Origin of the sequence: Pseudoroseomonas cervicalis ATCC 49957, assembly GCF_000164635.1 — a bacterium.
Lineage (GTDB): Bacteria > Pseudomonadota > Alphaproteobacteria > Acetobacterales > Acetobacteraceae > Pseudoroseomonas > Pseudoroseomonas cervicalis.
Genome location: NZ_GG770781.1, coordinates 254,079 through 269,020, shown reverse-complemented (window position 1 = coordinate 269,020; position 14,942 = coordinate 254,079). Strand labels below are relative to the sequence as shown.

The 14,942-nt window shown below is 71.5% G+C and carries 16 protein-coding genes; 4 read left to right on the top strand and 12 right to left on the bottom strand.

From position 1 onward, the window contains the following. Positions 1–18: 18 nt before the first annotated feature. The 4 genes from HMPREF0731_RS16270 to HMPREF0731_RS16255 all read right to left on the bottom strand — a co-directional run bounded on the left by HMPREF0731_RS16270 (position 19) and on the right by HMPREF0731_RS16255 (position 3,859). Positions 19–1,518, bottom strand: a complete 1,500-nt coding sequence (locus HMPREF0731_RS16270; RefSeq protein ID WP_007005270.1) for a tripartite tricarboxylate transporter permease — start codon at positions 1,516–1,518, stop codon at positions 19–21. 7 nt (positions 1,519–1,525) lie between these two features. Then, positions 1,526–1,999 (bottom strand): tripartite tricarboxylate transporter TctB family protein, encoded by a 474-nt coding sequence (locus tag HMPREF0731_RS16265; RefSeq protein ID WP_007005269.1) that lies wholly within the window; start codon positions 1,997–1,999, stop codon positions 1,526–1,528. A 75-nt stretch (positions 2,000–2,074) separates the two neighbouring features. Continuing rightward, positions 2,075–3,073, bottom strand: a complete 999-nt coding sequence (locus tag HMPREF0731_RS16260; protein WP_007005268.1) for a Bug family tripartite tricarboxylate transporter substrate binding protein — start codon at positions 3,071–3,073, stop codon at positions 2,075–2,077. Positions 3,074–3,214: 141 nt separating this feature from the next. Next, positions 3,215–3,859, bottom strand: a complete 645-nt coding sequence (locus HMPREF0731_RS16255) for a TetR/AcrR family transcriptional regulator (protein ID WP_245538348.1) — start codon at positions 3,857–3,859, stop codon at positions 3,215–3,217. Positions 3,860–4,003: 144 nt separating this feature from the next. Between HMPREF0731_RS16255 and HMPREF0731_RS16250 the strand changes: the two genes are divergently transcribed. The 3 genes from HMPREF0731_RS16250 to upp all read left to right on the top strand — a co-directional run bounded on the left by HMPREF0731_RS16250 (position 4,004) and on the right by upp (position 7,240). Next, positions 4,004–5,275, top strand: a complete 1,272-nt coding sequence (locus HMPREF0731_RS16250) for a GTP cyclohydrolase II (protein WP_007005266.1) — start codon at positions 4,004–4,006, stop codon at positions 5,273–5,275. 79 nt (positions 5,276–5,354) lie between these two features. Then, positions 5,355–6,575, top strand: a complete 1,221-nt coding sequence (locus tag HMPREF0731_RS16245) for a URC4/urg3 family protein (RefSeq protein WP_007005265.1) — start codon at positions 5,355–5,357, stop codon at positions 6,573–6,575. Next, on the top strand, positions 6,575–7,240 hold the full coding sequence (gene upp / locus HMPREF0731_RS16240) for a uracil phosphoribosyltransferase (RefSeq protein WP_007005264.1): 666 nt from the start codon (positions 6,575–6,577) through the stop codon (positions 7,238–7,240). Before HMPREF0731_RS16245 ends, upp begins: the two co-directional genes overlap by 1 nt. Positions 7,241–7,304: 64 nt before the next feature. On the opposite strand, the gene HMPREF0731_RS16235 is transcribed toward upp, so the two are convergent. The 8 genes from HMPREF0731_RS16235 to HMPREF0731_RS16200 form a co-directional block, all read right to left on the bottom strand. Beyond that, complete coding sequence (locus HMPREF0731_RS16235) at positions 7,305–7,616, bottom strand: YciI family protein (RefSeq protein WP_007005263.1); 312 nt, start codon at positions 7,614–7,616, stop codon at positions 7,305–7,307. 105 nt (positions 7,617–7,721) lie between these two features. Further along, positions 7,722–9,002, bottom strand: coding sequence for an NAD(P)/FAD-dependent oxidoreductase (locus HMPREF0731_RS16230; protein ID WP_007005262.1), 1,281 nt, complete (start codon positions 9,000–9,002; stop codon positions 7,722–7,724). Then, positions 8,999–9,745, bottom strand: coding sequence for an amino acid ABC transporter ATP-binding protein (locus HMPREF0731_RS16225; protein WP_007005261.1), 747 nt, complete (start codon positions 9,743–9,745; stop codon positions 8,999–9,001). Before HMPREF0731_RS16225 ends, HMPREF0731_RS16230 begins: the two co-directional genes overlap by 4 nt. After that, positions 9,742–10,401, bottom strand: coding sequence for an amino acid ABC transporter permease (locus tag HMPREF0731_RS16220; RefSeq protein WP_007005260.1), 660 nt, complete (start codon positions 10,399–10,401; stop codon positions 9,742–9,744). The genes HMPREF0731_RS16225 and HMPREF0731_RS16220 overlap by 4 nt, the downstream gene beginning before the upstream one ends. Continuing rightward, the gene (locus HMPREF0731_RS16215; RefSeq protein WP_040613760.1) at positions 10,398–11,162 is read right to left on the bottom strand and encodes an ABC transporter substrate-binding protein; all 765 of its coding nucleotides are present in this window, start codon (positions 11,160–11,162) and stop codon (positions 10,398–10,400) included. Before HMPREF0731_RS16215 ends, HMPREF0731_RS16220 begins: the two co-directional genes overlap by 4 nt. Positions 11,163–11,311: 149 nt before the next feature. Further along, positions 11,312–12,631 carry an NAD(P)/FAD-dependent oxidoreductase gene (locus HMPREF0731_RS16210; RefSeq protein WP_051014791.1) on the bottom strand — a complete coding sequence of 440 codons (1,320 nt, stop codon included), beginning with the start codon at positions 12,629–12,631 and terminating at the stop codon, positions 11,312–11,314. Positions 12,632–12,699: 68 nt separating this feature from the next. Then, the gene (locus tag HMPREF0731_RS16205; protein ID WP_040613756.1) at positions 12,700–13,620 is read right to left on the bottom strand and encodes an NAD(P)-dependent oxidoreductase; all 921 of its coding nucleotides are present in this window, start codon (positions 13,618–13,620) and stop codon (positions 12,700–12,702) included. Between the two features lie 2 nt (positions 13,621–13,622). Continuing rightward, a complete protein-coding gene (locus tag HMPREF0731_RS16200; RefSeq protein ID WP_007005256.1) occupies positions 13,623–14,375 on the bottom strand; it encodes a GntR family transcriptional regulator in 753 nt (250 codons plus the stop codon). A 148-nt stretch (positions 14,376–14,523) separates the two neighbouring features. Between HMPREF0731_RS16200 and HMPREF0731_RS25640 the strand changes: the two genes are divergently transcribed. Further along, positions 14,524–14,942: hypothetical protein (locus HMPREF0731_RS25640; protein WP_007005255.1), on the top strand; the 419-nt coding region annotated here is incomplete at its 3' end.

The window sequence follows — 14,942 nt, the reverse complement described above, 5'->3', positions numbered from 1 at the left end:
CGCCCGCCCCCCGCGCGTTCACGCCGCGACCGGCCGGCGCGGCGCCATGGCGCCGCGCGCCAGCATCAGCACCCAGATCAGCAGCGTCGCCACGCCGAGCGTGCCGGCGATCGGCCGCTCGAAGAAGGCCAGCAGCGCGCCGTCCGACTTGATCATCGAGGTCATGAAGTTCTGCTCCAGCATCTCGCCGAGCACCAGGCCCAGGATCAGCGGCGCCACGGGGAAGCCGTTCTCCTCCATGAACCAGCCGACCAGCCCGAAGACCAGCATCAGCAGGATGCCATAGGGGCTGTTGGTCATGGCGAAGGAGCCCACCAGGCAGAACAGCAGGATCAGCGGCAGCAGCAGGCTGCGCGGCACCCGCAGGATCTGCTTGGCGCATTTGATCACCGTCCAGCCCAGCGGCAGCATGATCAGGTTGGCCAGCAGGAAGATCAGGAACACCGCGTAGATCAGCTGCGGATTCTCGGTGAACACGGTGGGGCCCGGATTCATCCCCTTCATGTAGAGCACGCCGATGACGATGGCGGTGATCGAATCGCCCGGGATGCCGAAGACCAGCGCCGGGATCCAGGCGCCGCCCAGCGCCGAATTGTTCGCCGCGCCCGATTCCACCACGCCCTCCACATGGCCGGTGCCGAACTTCTCCGGCGTGCGCGAGAAGCGCTTGGCCACCGCATAGGCGATCCAGGCGGCGATGTCGGCCCCCGCCCCAGGCAGCGCGCCGATCACCGTGCCGAGCGCCGAGCCGCGCAGCGCGTTGCGCCAGTAGCGCCGCGCCACGCCGCCGATGCCGCGGAACACATTGCCGATCTGCGGCACCACCGTGGCGCCGCCGCCGGCCCGCAGCGCCGCGGCGCCGCGCAGCAGCTCGGAGAAGGCGAAGGCGCCGATCATCACGGCGATGAAGTTCACCCCCGACATCAGGTCGACATTGCCCATGGTGAAGCGCGGCACGCCGGCCGCCGGGTCGATGCCGATGCAGGCCAGCAGCAGCCCGCCCAGCAGCGCCGCGAAACCCTTCACCGCGTCGCCGCCGCCGATGAACACGGCGCAGGTCAGGCCGAGGCAGGCCAGCCAGAAATACTCGAAGGAGGAGAAGTTCAGCGCCAGCTCGGCCAGGCTGGGCGCCGCCAGCATCAGCACGATGACGCCGAAGATGCCGCCCACCACGGAGAACACCAGGTTGACGCCAAGGTTCAGGTCGAGCTGCCCCTTGCGCGCCATGGCGTAGGATTCATCGGCGTAGGCGGCCGAGGCCGGGGTGCCCGGCATGCGCAGCATCGCCGCCGGGATGTCGCCCGAGAAGATCGCCATGGCGGTCGCCGTGACGATCGCCCCCAGCGCCGGCACCGGCGGCATGAAGAAGGTGACGGGCACCAGCAGCGCGGTGGCCATGGTGGCGGTCAGCCCCGGCATGGCGCCCACGAACATGCCGAACACCGCCGCGCCCAGGATGACGCCGAGCACGGCGGGATCGAAGACCAGGACAAAGGCCTGCAGGATCGGATCCATCATTCCCCCGTCACAGGAACAGGTCGGGCAGCGGCCCGCGCGGCAGCGGCACCCGCATCAGCCCGGCGAAGAACCAGTGCACCAGCCAGGTCGCCGCCAGCGCCACCGGCAGGGCGCGCCAGCGCTCGCCGAACCACAGGAACAGCCCGAGCAGCAGCAGGAAGGCGACCGGCAGGAAGCCCAGCTTCTCGGCCAGCAGCAGATAGGCCAGCGCCGAGAGCGGGATCAGCAGGAAGGAGATCAGCGTGACCGGCCGCCGCGCCCAGTCGGCCGGCCGCAGCCAGGGCTCGCCCTGGCGCCGCGCCGCCAGGCCGCGCGGCAGCAGCAGCAGCCCGCACAGCGCCATGCCGGCGGCCAGCAGGCGCGGGAACAGCGCCGGCCCATACTCCTGGCCGGGGAATTCGGGAAAGGCGAAGGTGGCCCACAGCACCGCGCCGGCCAGCGCCAGCAGCACCAGGCCGAGCAGCGAATCATTCACCCGCATGCCGGGTCTCCCTTGGCAGGAGGGGAGGGAGGCGAAGCGGGCGCGGCACCCCGCGAGGCGCGCGCCCGCCGCCGCTCAGCCGCGCGCGAGGCCGGCGGAGCGCATCGCCTCGCCCATCGCCTTGTCGGATTCGCTCATGAAACTCGCGAAGGCGCCGGCATCGGCCCAGACCATGCCGAAGCCGCGCGCATTCATGAAGTCCTTGTATTCGGCGCTGTTGTAGGCGCGCTCCACGGCGGCGGTCAGTTGCTGCCGCATCGCGTCCGGCAGGTTCTTCGGCGCCGCGATGCCGCGCCAGGCGCCGGTCGAGAAGTTGATGCCGAGCGTCTCGTTCAGCGTCGGCACCTGGCCGAATTGCGGGTTGCGCTGCGCCGCCATGATGGCGAGGCTGCGCGCCCGCCCGGCATCGATCATCGCCCGCGCCTCGGGCACCGAGCAGGTGACGATCTCCACGCCGCCCGCCGCCAGATCCTGCATCGCCGGCGCCGCGCCGTTCGAGGGCACCCAGCGCACATGGTCGGGCTTCAGCCCCATCGCCTGCAGCCAGCCCACCAGGCCGAGATGCCAGATGCCGCCCTGGCCGGTGCCGGACGCCTTGAACCGCCCCGGCGGCGCCGCCTTGATCGCCTCGGCCAGCGCCTGGATGTCCTGCCAGGGGGAATTGGCGGCGACCTGCACGCCCGGCGGGTCCTCGTTCACCAGCGCGATCGGCGTGTAGTCCTGCCAGCTGAGCTGGGTCAGCCCGGCATGGCGGAGCATGGCGATCTCCACCGTCAGGATGCCGATCGTGTAGCCATCCGGCTGCGCGGTCGCGATCGCCGAATGCCCGACCACGCCATTGCCGCCGGTGCGGTTCACGACATTGATGGGCTGGCCGAGATCCTTCTCGATCAGCGCCGCGATGATGCGCGCCGTGGCATCGGTGCCACCGCCGGCGCCCCAGGGGCAGAGCAGGGTGATCGGCCGGTTCGGGTAGCGCGGCTGCGCCCGCGCCACACCCGGCAGGATGAGCGGGGCGGACAGCCCCGCGGTGAGCCCGGCAGCCAGCAGGCCGCGACGACGCAGCTCCTTCATGAACCTTCTCCCTCCGACGCCCGGCTTTGTTTTGGGTGGGCGCTTGCTTGTGCGATGATCAGCCTAGAACAGGAATTGCGTGGCTGGGAACCGCCGAACCGCCCCGCGCCCGGTAAAACCTCCCGGCCGCGCAACATTCCGTCAGGGCGCGGGCAGGCCGCATCCGCGCAGCACCAGCCGCAGCACCGTCTCCCTCGCCGCTGCGAACTCCGCCTCGCCCAACGCCGCGACGCCCAGCACGGGGCGGATCTGCGCGGCGAAATCGGCATAGGTCTGGGTCATCGCCCACAGCGCGAAGAACAAATGGCGCGGCGCGATCGGCGCCATCCGCCCGGCCTCGATCCAGCCCTGCAGCACGCGCGACTTCTCCTCCACCAGCGCGCGCATTGGTCCGGCGAACTCGGCCTCCAGCACCGGCGCGCCATGCAGCACCTCATTGGCGAAGACGCGCGAGGCCAGCGGCCGGCTGCGCGACCATTCCATCTTGGCGCGGACATAGGCGGTGAGCGCCTCGGCCGGGTCGCTCTCGGGGCGGATCGCCTCGGTGGCCGACAGCCACAGCGCCAGCACCTCCCGCAGCAGCGCGGCGTAGAGTGCCTCCTTGGTGCCGAAATAATAGTGCAGATTGGCCTTGGGCAGCCCGGCGGCGGCGGCGATGGCGGCCATGCTGGCGCCTTCGAACCCCGTCTCGGCGAAGATCCGCTCGGCCGCCGCCAGGATCTGCGACCGCCGCGCCGCGCGCTGCCGGGCACGCGGGCCGGTCTCCCCTGCCGCGCTTTTGGTCATTCTGCCGCTCATCGCCGCAGAAGAAACCGCCACGGGGCCGCTGGCAAGAAACTTGACCAATCGGTCAGCAAAAACCTAGCCTCGAAGCACGGCCGCACCCGGCCATCCCGGCCCGGGCCGCCTCCTGCGAGGTGACACGCCACGATGAGCAGCCTGAACCGCCTGCGCGACGGCCAGGGCGCCGCGCCCCGCCCGATCATCCTGACCTCGCACCCCAGGCCCGGCGCGGCCACCGCCCCGGCGCTGCACTGGGGCCATGCCGACCCGCTGCGGCGCGGCCCGGTGGTGGCCACCCTGCACGACCCGGCCGCGCGCAACGCCATCGGCACCCATGCCGGTTCTTACGCCCTCTACCGTGCGCTCGCCGTTGCCTCCGGCCAGCTCAAGGCCGACCACCGGCCGGATTTCCACAACACCCGCCCCGCCGTGCCGATCGGCCCCTTCCCGGCCTGGGGTGACGCCGAAAAAATCGTCTCGCTCGACCCCTTCGGCCATCTGGTGCCGGAGCTCTATGCCGATGCCCTCGCCGCCGGCCTCGACATCCGCCCGAGCATCGCCGTCACCCGCGCCCACATCAACATGCCCGAACTGGCCGAGGCCGTGCGCGCCGGTCGCCTGCGCCCCGACGGCACCGTGCTGCTGGCCAATGGCGACGCCTGCGTCACCAAGATCGCCATCGAGCCGGTCTGGTGGCTGCCCGGCATCGCCGCCCGCTTCGGCGTCTCCGAGACCGAGCTGCGCCGCAACCTCTTCGAGCAGACCGGCGGCATGTTCCCCGAACTCGTCACCCGTCCCGATCTGCGCGTCTTCCTGCCGCCCATCGGCGGCATGACCGTCTATCTCTTCGGCGACACGGAAAAACTCGGCCGGGCGGAGACGCAGATCGCCTGCCGCATCCACGATGAATGCAACGGCTCGGACGTCTTCGGCTCCGACATCTGCACCTGCCGCCCCTACCTCGCGCATGGCATCGAGGCCTGCATCGGCATGGCGCAGGAAGGCGGCATCGGCCTCATCGTCTACAACCGCAAGGAAGGCCGCGCGCTGGGCGAGGTCACCAAGTTCCTCGTCTACAACGCGCGCAAGCGCCAGGAAGGCGGCGACCGCGCCGAGGCCTATTTCACCCGCACCGAATGCGTCGCCGGCGTGCAGGACATGCGCTTCCAGGAATTGATGCCCGACGTGCTCCACTGGCTGGGCATCACCCGCATCGACCGCCTCGTCTCCATGAGCAACATGAAATTCGCCCCCATCGTGCAGAGCGGCATCGAGGTGGTGCGGCGCATCCCCATCCCCGACGAACTCATCCCCGCCGATGCGCGGGTCGAGATGGATGCGAAGAAAGCCGCCGGCTACTTCACCGAAGCGGTGCCGGACGCGGCGGAACTCGCCATCGCCAAGGGGAGGGCGCTGTGACCATCCACGGGAGAAAGAGCAGGGGGAATGAATTCCCCCTGCACCCCCTTCTTCTTTCTGTCAGCTGGGATATCCCCGCTTGAACGAGACCGTCGCCCTGCTGCGCCGGCCGGACACCATCCGCGCCCGCTGCCACGCCTTGCTCGACCTCGCCACCCGCGACGCGCTGCCGCATTTCACCTGCCACCCGGACAGGCTGCCCGAAGCGGCCGATTACGTCGCCGAGACCATCCGGCGGAACTACCCCGATTTGCGCATCCCCTACCACGCGCGCTGGCGCCACTTCGCCGCCGGCGGCACGGATCGCTGGGGCGCCCTGGCCGCGCGCCTCGCCGGCGAGGATCCGGCCGAGACCGCCCGCCGCCGCTTCGACCTCTGCGTCGTCTCCGTCCTGCTCGATGCCGGCGCCGGCCCTGGCTGGTCCTACACCGAGCCCGACGGCACACGCCTCGCCCGCTCCGAGGGCCTCGGCGTCGCCAGCCTGCACGCCTTCGCCGCCGGCCTGTTCTCCAGCGACCCCGCCGACCCGTTGCGCGTGGACGCCGCCGCGCTGCGCGCCCTCGGCGCACCCCGCCTCGCCGCCGCCTTCCAGGTCACCGAAAAAAATCCGTTGGAGGGCATGGAGGGACGCGCCGCACTGCTGCGCAACCTGGGCACGGCCCTGGAAGAAAACCCCGCCTTGTTCGGCGCGGAGCACCCGCGCCCCGGCGGGCTGTTCGACCATCTCCGCGCCCGCGCGACCGCCGACGGCCTGCCCGCCGCCACCATCCTGGCGGCGGTGCTGGAAGGGCTGGCGCCGATCTGGCCCGCCCGCCTGACGCTGGACGGCGAGAACCTGGGCGATGTCTGGCGCCACCCCCTGGCCGCGCCGGAGGGCCCGGCCCCCGGCCTGGTGCCCTTCCACAAGCTCTCCCAGTGGCTGAGCTATTCCCTGGCCGAGGTGGTCGAGGAAGCCGGCATCCCGGTGCTGCAACTCGACGCCCTGACCGGCCTGCCCGAATACCGCAATGGTGGGTTGCTGCTGGATTTGGGCGTGCTGGCCTTGCGCGACCCCGCCCTGGCGCGGCAAACCCTGCCCGTGGACCATCCGGCGATCGTCGAGTGGCGGGCCCTGACGGTCGCGCTGCTGGACCGGCTCGCCGGGGCGGTGCGCGACCGGCTGGGCCTGGATGCCGCCGCCATGCCGCTGGCCCGCGTGCTGGAGGGGGGCACCTGGGCCGCCGGGCGCCGCATCGCCCGCGAGAAGCGCCCGGGGGGCGGCCCGCCCCTCACCGTCGCCAGCGATGGAACCGTGTTCTGATGGAAGTACCGACCATGACCGACGCGCCGCACATCACCGGCGATGTGACCGTGATCCAGCATCCGCTGGTGCAACACAAGCTGACGCTGATGCGGCAGAAGCACGCCTCGACCGGCGAGTTCCGCCGCCTGGCGCGCGAGATCAGCCTGCTGATGGCCTATGAGCTGACCCGCGACCTGCCGATCGAGACCACCGAGATCGAGACGCCGCTGGAGACCATGCAGGCCCCGATCCTGGCCGGCAAGAAGCTCTGCATCGTCTCCATCCTGCGCGCCGGCGACGGCATCATGGAGGGCATGCTGGACCTCGTGCCCTCCGCCCGCGTCGGCCATATCGGCCTCTACCGCGACCCGGCGACGCTGGTGCCGGTGGAATACTACCTGAAGCTGCCGGATGACATCGCCGAGCGCCTGGTGATCGTGGTCGACCCGATGCTGGCCACCGGCCACTCGGCCGCCGCGGCGCTCTCCCGCCTGAAGCAGGCGGGTGCCACCCAGCTGCGCTTCGCCTGCCTGCTCACCGTGCCCCAGGGCCTGCGCGTGCTGACCGAGGCGCATCCGGACGTGCCGGTCTTCACCTGCTCCATCGACCGGGAGCTGGACGAGCACGCCTATATCCGCCCTGGCCTCGGCGACGCCGGCGACCGCCTCTACGGCACCAAGTGATTCTTTCGGGCTGCCGCCGTCGGGTGGAGAAGCGGGACGCTTTCCCCCGGCGGCGGCGACGCCCTCAGGGTTGCGGCAGGGTGTGGTAGGGCAGGGGGGCGATGCGGAAGGGGCGGATCTCGATCTGCCGCCAGACATCGCCCTGGCTGTAGGGATCGGCGGCGATCCAGGCCCGCGCCGCCGCCTCATCCGCCACCTGCAGCAGCAGCGACGAGCCGATCATCTTGCCGGCCTCGTCCAGGATCGCCCCGCCGACGATCAGCCGCCCGGACGCGGCCTCGGCCGCCGCGCGCTCGAAATGCGCCGGGCGGGCGGCCATGCGGCGCTCCAGCGCGGCGGCGTCGGTGCCGTCATGGGCGATGATCAGGAAGACCATGGGGATTCTCCGGTAGAGTTCTTTTTTGCAAAAAAGAACCAAAAAACGTTTTCCAGTTGGCGCCCCGCCCCAGGCCTGAGGCGGGACGCCAACTGAAAGAAAAGCTTAAATCCCCATCGCGTCCAGCACCCGGCCCTTCCACACCGTCGCCGCCACGCCGAGCTTCCAGAAGCCATGGAAGGGCATCGGGCGCACCGGGCTGAACGGCATGTCGATCGCCTCCGGCGCCGCGCCGGCCAGCCGCCGCGCCAGCTCGTGCCCCATGGCCGTCGCCATCGCCACGCCGCGCCCATTGTAGCCCAGCGCGGCCAGCAGGCCGGGAGCGGGCTCGTGCAGATGCGGGTAGTGGTCGGCGGTCATGGCCAATTGGCCGTTCCAGCCATGGCTCCAGCGCCGGCCGCGCAGCACCGGCCACAGCCGCTCGGCATAGGCGATGAGGTAGCGGATCGCCTCCGGCCCCTGGATCGGCGCCTGCGGGCCGCGCCCGCCCATCAGCAGCCGGTTGCCCTGGTCGATGCGGTAATAGACGGTGATCCGCCCGCTCTCATAGACCGAGCCGCGCAACGGCAGCACCTGCCGCGCCACCTCCTCCGGCAGGGCCTCGCTGCTGGCGATGGAGGAGAACACCGGCGCCACGCTCTGCCGCAGCCCGGGCCAGAGATCGCCCGTATAGCCATTGGTGGCCAGCACCACCTGCTCGGCCAGCAGCGCGCCGCCGGGGGTGGTGACGCGCCACAGCGCGCCCTCCCGCGTGAGCGACAGCGCTGGCGTGCCGCCATGGATGCGCGCGCCCAGCTGCGCCGCCGCCCGCGCCAGCCCGCGCGCATAGGAGAGCGGGTTCACATCGCCGCCGCGCCGGTCGAGCATCGCCCCGGCATAGAGCGGCGTGCCGAGCAGCGCCGTGGTGGCGCGGGCATCGAGGAACTCGACCGGCATGCCGCGCCGCGCGCACTGCTCGGCGGTGGCCGCCACGGCGCGGGCGTTGGCCGGGCGCAGCGCGGCGCGCAGCGTGCCGTTCTGCCGCGCCTCGCAGGTAATCTGGTGGCGGCGGATGATCTCGAACACCCGGTCCGGCGCGCCATAGGACAGCGCCAGCATGCGCCCGCCCAGCTCCTCGCCATGCTCGGCGACCACCTGGTTCGGGTCCGGCTTCAGCCCCGGATTGACCTGCCCGCCATTGCGGCCGGAGGCGCCCCAGCCGGGCTCCGCCGCCTCGATCAGCGTGGCCAGGATGCCGCGCTCGGCCAGGTGCAGCGCGGTGGACAGGCCGGTGAAGCCGCCGCCGATGATGGCCACCGGCACCCGCTGCTCGCCGGAAAGCGGCGGGGCGGGGTGCGCGGGGATGGCGGTCTCGGCATAGAGGCTGGGCGGCAGGGGTGCGGTCATGGCGTCGTCTCCAGCGGCCGCAGCACGCGGCGGAGGAAATCCTGGGTGCGCGGCTGGCGCGGCGCCACCAGCACCTCGTCCGGCGGGCCCTCCTCCACCACCTGGCCGCGATCCATGAACACCACATGGTCGGCGACCTCGCGCGCGAAGCCGATCTCATGGGTGACGACCATCATCGTCATGCCCTCCCGTGCCAGGTCGCGCATCACGGTCAGCACCTCGCCCACCAGCTCGGGGTCGAGGGCGCTGGTCGGCTCGTCGAACAGCACGGCGCGCGGGCGCATGGCCAGCGCCCGCGCGATGGCGACGCGCTGCTGCTGCCCGCCGGAGAGCTGCGCCGGATAGGCGTCCTCCTTGCCGCCGAGGCCGACGCGGGCGAGCAGCTCGCGCGCCAGCGCCTCCGCCGCGCGCCGCTCCTGGCCGAGGGCGTAGATCGGCCCCTCCGTGACATTCTCCAGCGCCGTGCGATGGGCGAAGAGGTTGAAGCGCTGGAACACCATGCTGACGCGCTGGCGCACGGCGCGGAGGCGTGCGCGGTCGCCGCGGTCCACCGCCACGCCATCGACGCGCACCGCGCCGCCCTGGTAGCTCTCCAGCCCGTTCACGCAGCGCAGCAGGGTGGATTTGCCCGAGCCGGACGGCCCCAGGATGCACACCACCTTGCCCTCCGGCACACGGAAAGAAATCCCGTCCAGCACGCGCAGCGGGCCGTAGCTCTTCTCCAGCCTGTCGATCTCGATCATCGCCGGCCGAACCTTTTTTCCAGCCGCCCGACCAGGATGATCAGCGGCACGCTGAGGGCGAGGTAGAGCAGCGCGGCCAGGGTGAAGACCTCCTGGTTCTTGAAGGTGGAGGAGGCGATCATGCGCGACTGCGTGGAGATCTCGGCCACCGTGATGACGCTGGCCTGGCTGCTGTCCTTCAGCATCATGATCAGCATGTTGCCATAGGGCGGCAGCACGATGCGCGTCGCCTGCGGCAGGATCACCCGCGTCATGATGCGCAGGCGCGACAGGCCGAGGCTCTCCGCCGCCTCCACCGCGCCGGGATCGACCGCCAGCATGCCGGAGCGGAACACCTCCCCCATATAGGCCGAATAGGCGACGCCGAGGCCGATCACCCCCGCCTGGAAGGCGGTGAGGTCGATGCCGAGATCCGGCAGCACGAAATAGATGTAGAAGAGCTGCACGATGATCGGGATGCCGCGCAGCGTGTTCACCACCGCCTTGGCCGGCCATTCCAGCCAGCGCGTGCCGGAGGTGCGCATCAAGGCCCAGACCAGGCCGAGCAGCGTGGCGATGACCAGGGCGCCAAGGGTGACGCCGATCGTTACCCAGACGCCCTGCAGCAGGATCGGCAGGAAATCCCGTGCCGATCCCAGGAAGCTGTCGAAGCTCATCCCTGCACGGAGGGCGGCAGGTTCCACTTGGTGATGAGCCGCTGCACGCTGCCATCGGCGATCAGCTTGGCGAGGCCCGCATTGATCTTCGCCATCACCGGGTCGCCCTTGCGCGTGCCGATATTGACGGTGCCGACGACGGAGGGCGTGTAGCCCGGCAGCATGCGCACGCCGCGGAAGGCGCCCTGGGCGATCTGGTAGCCGAGGATCGGCCCGTCGCCGAAGCCCACCTTGATGCGGCCGAGCGACACGTCGCGCATGATGTCGGCCACGCTGTCATAGGTGCGCAGGTCGAGCCCGGCATTCTTCGCCGCCTCGGCATAGGTGGTGCCGAGCTGCGCGCCGGCCGAGAGCCCCTTCAGCGCCGCCATGGTGGTGCCGGGCATGGTCTCGCCCTCCTTCACCACGGCGCCCTCGCCATAGGCATAGACGGGCTCGGAGAAATCGATCTGCTCGCGCCGCGCCGGCGTCGCCGACATGGCGGCGGCGATGATGTCGATGCGGCTGCTGGTCAGCGACGGGATCAGCGCCGCGAAGGGCGTGCCCTGCACCTGCACGCCGAAGCCCTGGTCCTGGCCGATCGCGGTGATCAGGTCGACCATGAAGCCGGTGATGGTGTTGGTGCTGGTGTCGAGGAAGGTGAAGGGCACGCCGGTCGGCGTGGAGCCGACCTTCAGCACCGGAGCCTGGGCGCGGGCCGGCAGGCCAGGGGCGGCCAGGGCGGCGGCGGCCCCGGCCAGCAGAACACGGCGAGTGGTCATCATCCGTCTCCGATCATGGCGGCGCGGCGTGTCACCGCGGCGTCATCATCAGGGCATGGCCGGGCGGCGGCTTACAAGGCGGTTTCTTTCGATCAGGCTGAAAATGATGTGCCGTATGAAGGCAGGAATGAAACAGGATCTGCCGCGCCTCAGCGGAAGCGCGCGGCGGCGAAGGGCGCGATCGGGATCTCCGGCGCCTGGCCGGAGAGCAGCTGCGCCACGATCCGCCCGGTGCGCGGCCCGCCCACCATGCCGACATGCCCATGCCCGAAGGCGTGGATGACATCCGGCGTGGCGCGGCTGGGGCCGAGGCAGGGCATGCCGTCCGGCGTGCTCGGCCGCTGCCCCATCCAGAACTTCACCCGCTCGGCCGGGAAGGGATTCGGCAGATCGGGGAAGGCGCGCAGCAGATGGTCGCGCAGGATCTCCGCCCGCTTCCAGTTGGGGGGCGCGTCGGGGCCGGCGATCTCCACCTGGCCGGCGGCGCGCAGCCCCTCGCGCATGGCGTTCACCACCATCTTGGCGCCGGAGAGCTGCATCGAGCGCTGCGGCCCGAGCTGCGTGCCCAGCAGCATGACGTGGTAGCCGCGCTCGCCCTGCAGCGGCACGCGGTCCCCCGCCTGGGCGGCGAGCGGGGCGGAGCGCAGCCCGGCGGCGATCACCGCCGCGTCGCACTCCAGCGCGCTGCCATCGGCGAGCGCAACGCCGCGCAGCCGCCCGCTTTCGATACGCAGCCCGCGCGCGGCCACCTGGCGGAAGGCGGCGCCATTCCGCTGCGCCAGGGCGAAGAGCGCGCCGACATAGGCGCCGGGGTCGAGGCAGCGCCCCGCCTCCTCCACCAGCACGGCGAAGCGGTAATCCGGGGTGAGGTGCGGCTCGCTGGCGCGCAGCTCGGCCTCCTCCACCTCGCGCCATTCGACGCCGACCTGGCGGCGGATGCGCCAGGCCATCGCCTCGGCCTCGAAAGCGGCGCGGCTGGCATAGGCGTGCATCAGCCCGCGCTGCTCGACCAGCTCCGGCACCCCGGCCTCGCGGGCGAGCGCCGCGTGCAGCACGGGCGAGTCCTGCAGCAGCGGCCGCAGCGATTGCGCGATGCTGAGCAGCTTCGCCTCGGTCGATCCGGCGGCGAGGTAGCGCAGCAGCCAGGGCAGGGCGCGCGGCAGGTGCGACCAGCTTATGGCCAGCGGCCCCAGCGGATCGGCCAGGAAGCCCGGCACCTTGCGCCACAGCCCGGGCGCGCTGGGCGGCAGCACCGACATGGAGGAGAACCAGCCGGCATTGCCATAGCTCGCCGCCTGCTCGCCGCCCGGAATGCCGGGGTCGAGCAGGGTGACGCGGTGGCCGGCGCGCAGCAGCTCGAGGGCGCTGCACAGCCCCTCGATCCCGGCGCCAAGGATGGCGACGTGGCGGGGCGGGGTGCCAGTCTGGGTGGCGGGATGGGCGGCGGGCGTGGCGGGATCACTCGGCATGCCGCGCATTCTGCCCGAAACGCCGGCCCGGGAAAGCCCGCCTCAGGGCGCCCGGGCCGGGAGGCGGGTTACTTCCCCTCGGCCGCGATGCGGCGGCAATGGTTCAGCGACGCCTCGATCAGGTTGTCGCTGGCCTCCGGCGTGCGGAAGGCGGAATGGGCGGAGAGGGTGACATTCTCCACCGTGGTCAGCACATGGCCGGGCGGCAGCGGCTCGATGTCGAAGACGTCGAGCGCGGCATGGGCGAGCCGCCCCTCGCGCAGCGCCGCCACCATCGCCGCCTCGTCCACCACCGCGCCGCGCGCGGTGTTCACCAGCAGGGCGCTGGGCTTCAGCTTCGCCAGCTTCTCGGCCGAGAGGAAACCGCGCGTCTCGTCGTTCAGCAGCAGGTGGATGGAGAGCACGTCGCTCTCGGCCAGCAGCCGGTCGAGCTCGACGAACTCGACGCCCTCGGCGGTCTTGGGCGAGCGGTTCCAGGCGATCACCTTCATGCCGGCGCCGCGGCAGAGCCGCGCCATCTCGGCGGCGATGCCGCCATAGCCCAGCAGGCCGACCGTCTTGCCGGTCAGCTCCACCCCATCGGTGCGCAGCCACTGGCCGGCGCGCATGCCACGGTCCATCCGGGCGATGCCCTTGGCGGCGACCCACATCAGGGTGAAGGCCATCTCGGCCACGGCGGTGTCGCCATAGCCCTTGATGATGTGCACCTCGATGCCGCACTCGGCCTTCAGCTCCTCGGGGTTCATGTAGCTGCGCGCCCCGGTGCCGAGGAACACCACATGCTTCAGCGAGGGGATCTGCCTGGCGATGGCGGTGGGTAGCGCGGTGTGGTCGATGATGACGATGTCATGGCCCGCGACCAGCGCCGGCAGCTGGTCCGGCGTCACGTCGGGCTGGACGTTGACGGTGACGTCCATGTCGGTGTCGCGCCGCAGGCGGCGCATCACCGCGCCCAGGGCCTCGCCGGCATCCACGAAGATCGCGCGCATGGTCATTCCTTCTCCTGGCTGGGATGGGCTGTGGGAAAGGGCGGGTCCGCCGGCAGCCCGGCCGCTTCGGCCATGGCGTTGCCGGTGTGGATCTCGGCGAAGCCGGCGCGGATCGTGGCGCCGATCTGGTCCATGCGCCGCGCGATGTGGCGCTGCATCCGCCGGCAGGCGGCCTCGGCGTCGCGCGCCGCCAAGCGGGCCAGGATGTCCAGGTGCTCCTGCTGCGTCTCGCCGCGCCGCCCCTCGCGCATGTCGATCCAGCGCAGGAAGCGGATCCGCTCGTTCAGCGCGCGCAGCGCCCGCAGCATCTCGGCATTGCCGGACAGCGCCGCCAGCCGCTCGTGGAATTCCTCGTCCAGCGCCAGCAGGCGCAGCGCCTGGCGGTCGCCCTCCGGCGCGTCGCGGCTGCGCTCGGCGAAGGCGGCGAGCCCGGCCAGCGCCGCGTCGCTGGCGCGCAGGCAGGCCAGCCGCAGCGCCCCCGTCTCCAGCACCGCGCGGTATTCGTACAGCGCCATCACCTGCGCCGGGTCGAGCGGCGGCACGCTGTAGCCGCGATGCGCCGTGGCGCTGAGAAAGCCCTCCGCCGCCAGGCGGTTCAGCGCCTCCCGCAGGGGCGTGCGGCTGACGCCGAGCAGCCGGGCCAGCTCGACCTCGTTGATCCGCTCCCCCGGGCGCAGCCGGTAGGTGATGGCCATGGCCTTGACCTGCTCGTGCACGCGGTCGGCCGAGCGGGAGGGGAGCAGCGGATCGGTCACGGGTGCAGGGTAACTGAATACAGTTCTGCATACAAGATGCCGGCGAAACGGAACCGGATCCATATGAACGCTCAAGGTCTTGCCGGGCCTGGATTCAGCAGTGATTAACGAAGAGGGTGCAGAAGGCGGGACTGGAGGACCAGCACCCATGCGTATCCGTACTCTTCTGCTCGCCGGCTTCACCGCCATCGCCCTGCCCGGCGCGGCGGGGCTCAGCTGGCAGGCCAGCCGCGCCTGGTCGTCCTGGCGCATGGCCGAGCAGGCCACCATCTCCACCCGCGTGGTCAGCGAGGCGCTGCGCGGCTACACCGCCCTGGCGGTGGAGAGCGGCCTGCTGACCAGCGCCGCGCGCAGCGGCCGGGCGGATGCGGCGGCGCTGGCGGCCAGCGCCCGGGCCACCGACACCGCGCTGCGCAACGCCCGCGACAATGTGGCGGCCGAGGGGCTGGACGCCGCGCCGCTGGAGCAGACGCTGCAGGCCATGCAGGGCCTGCGCGCCCGTGTCGCCACGGCCGTCTCCGGCGGGCGTGGTGACGAGGCGCTGGTTGCCGCCGTGCTGGCCGCCCG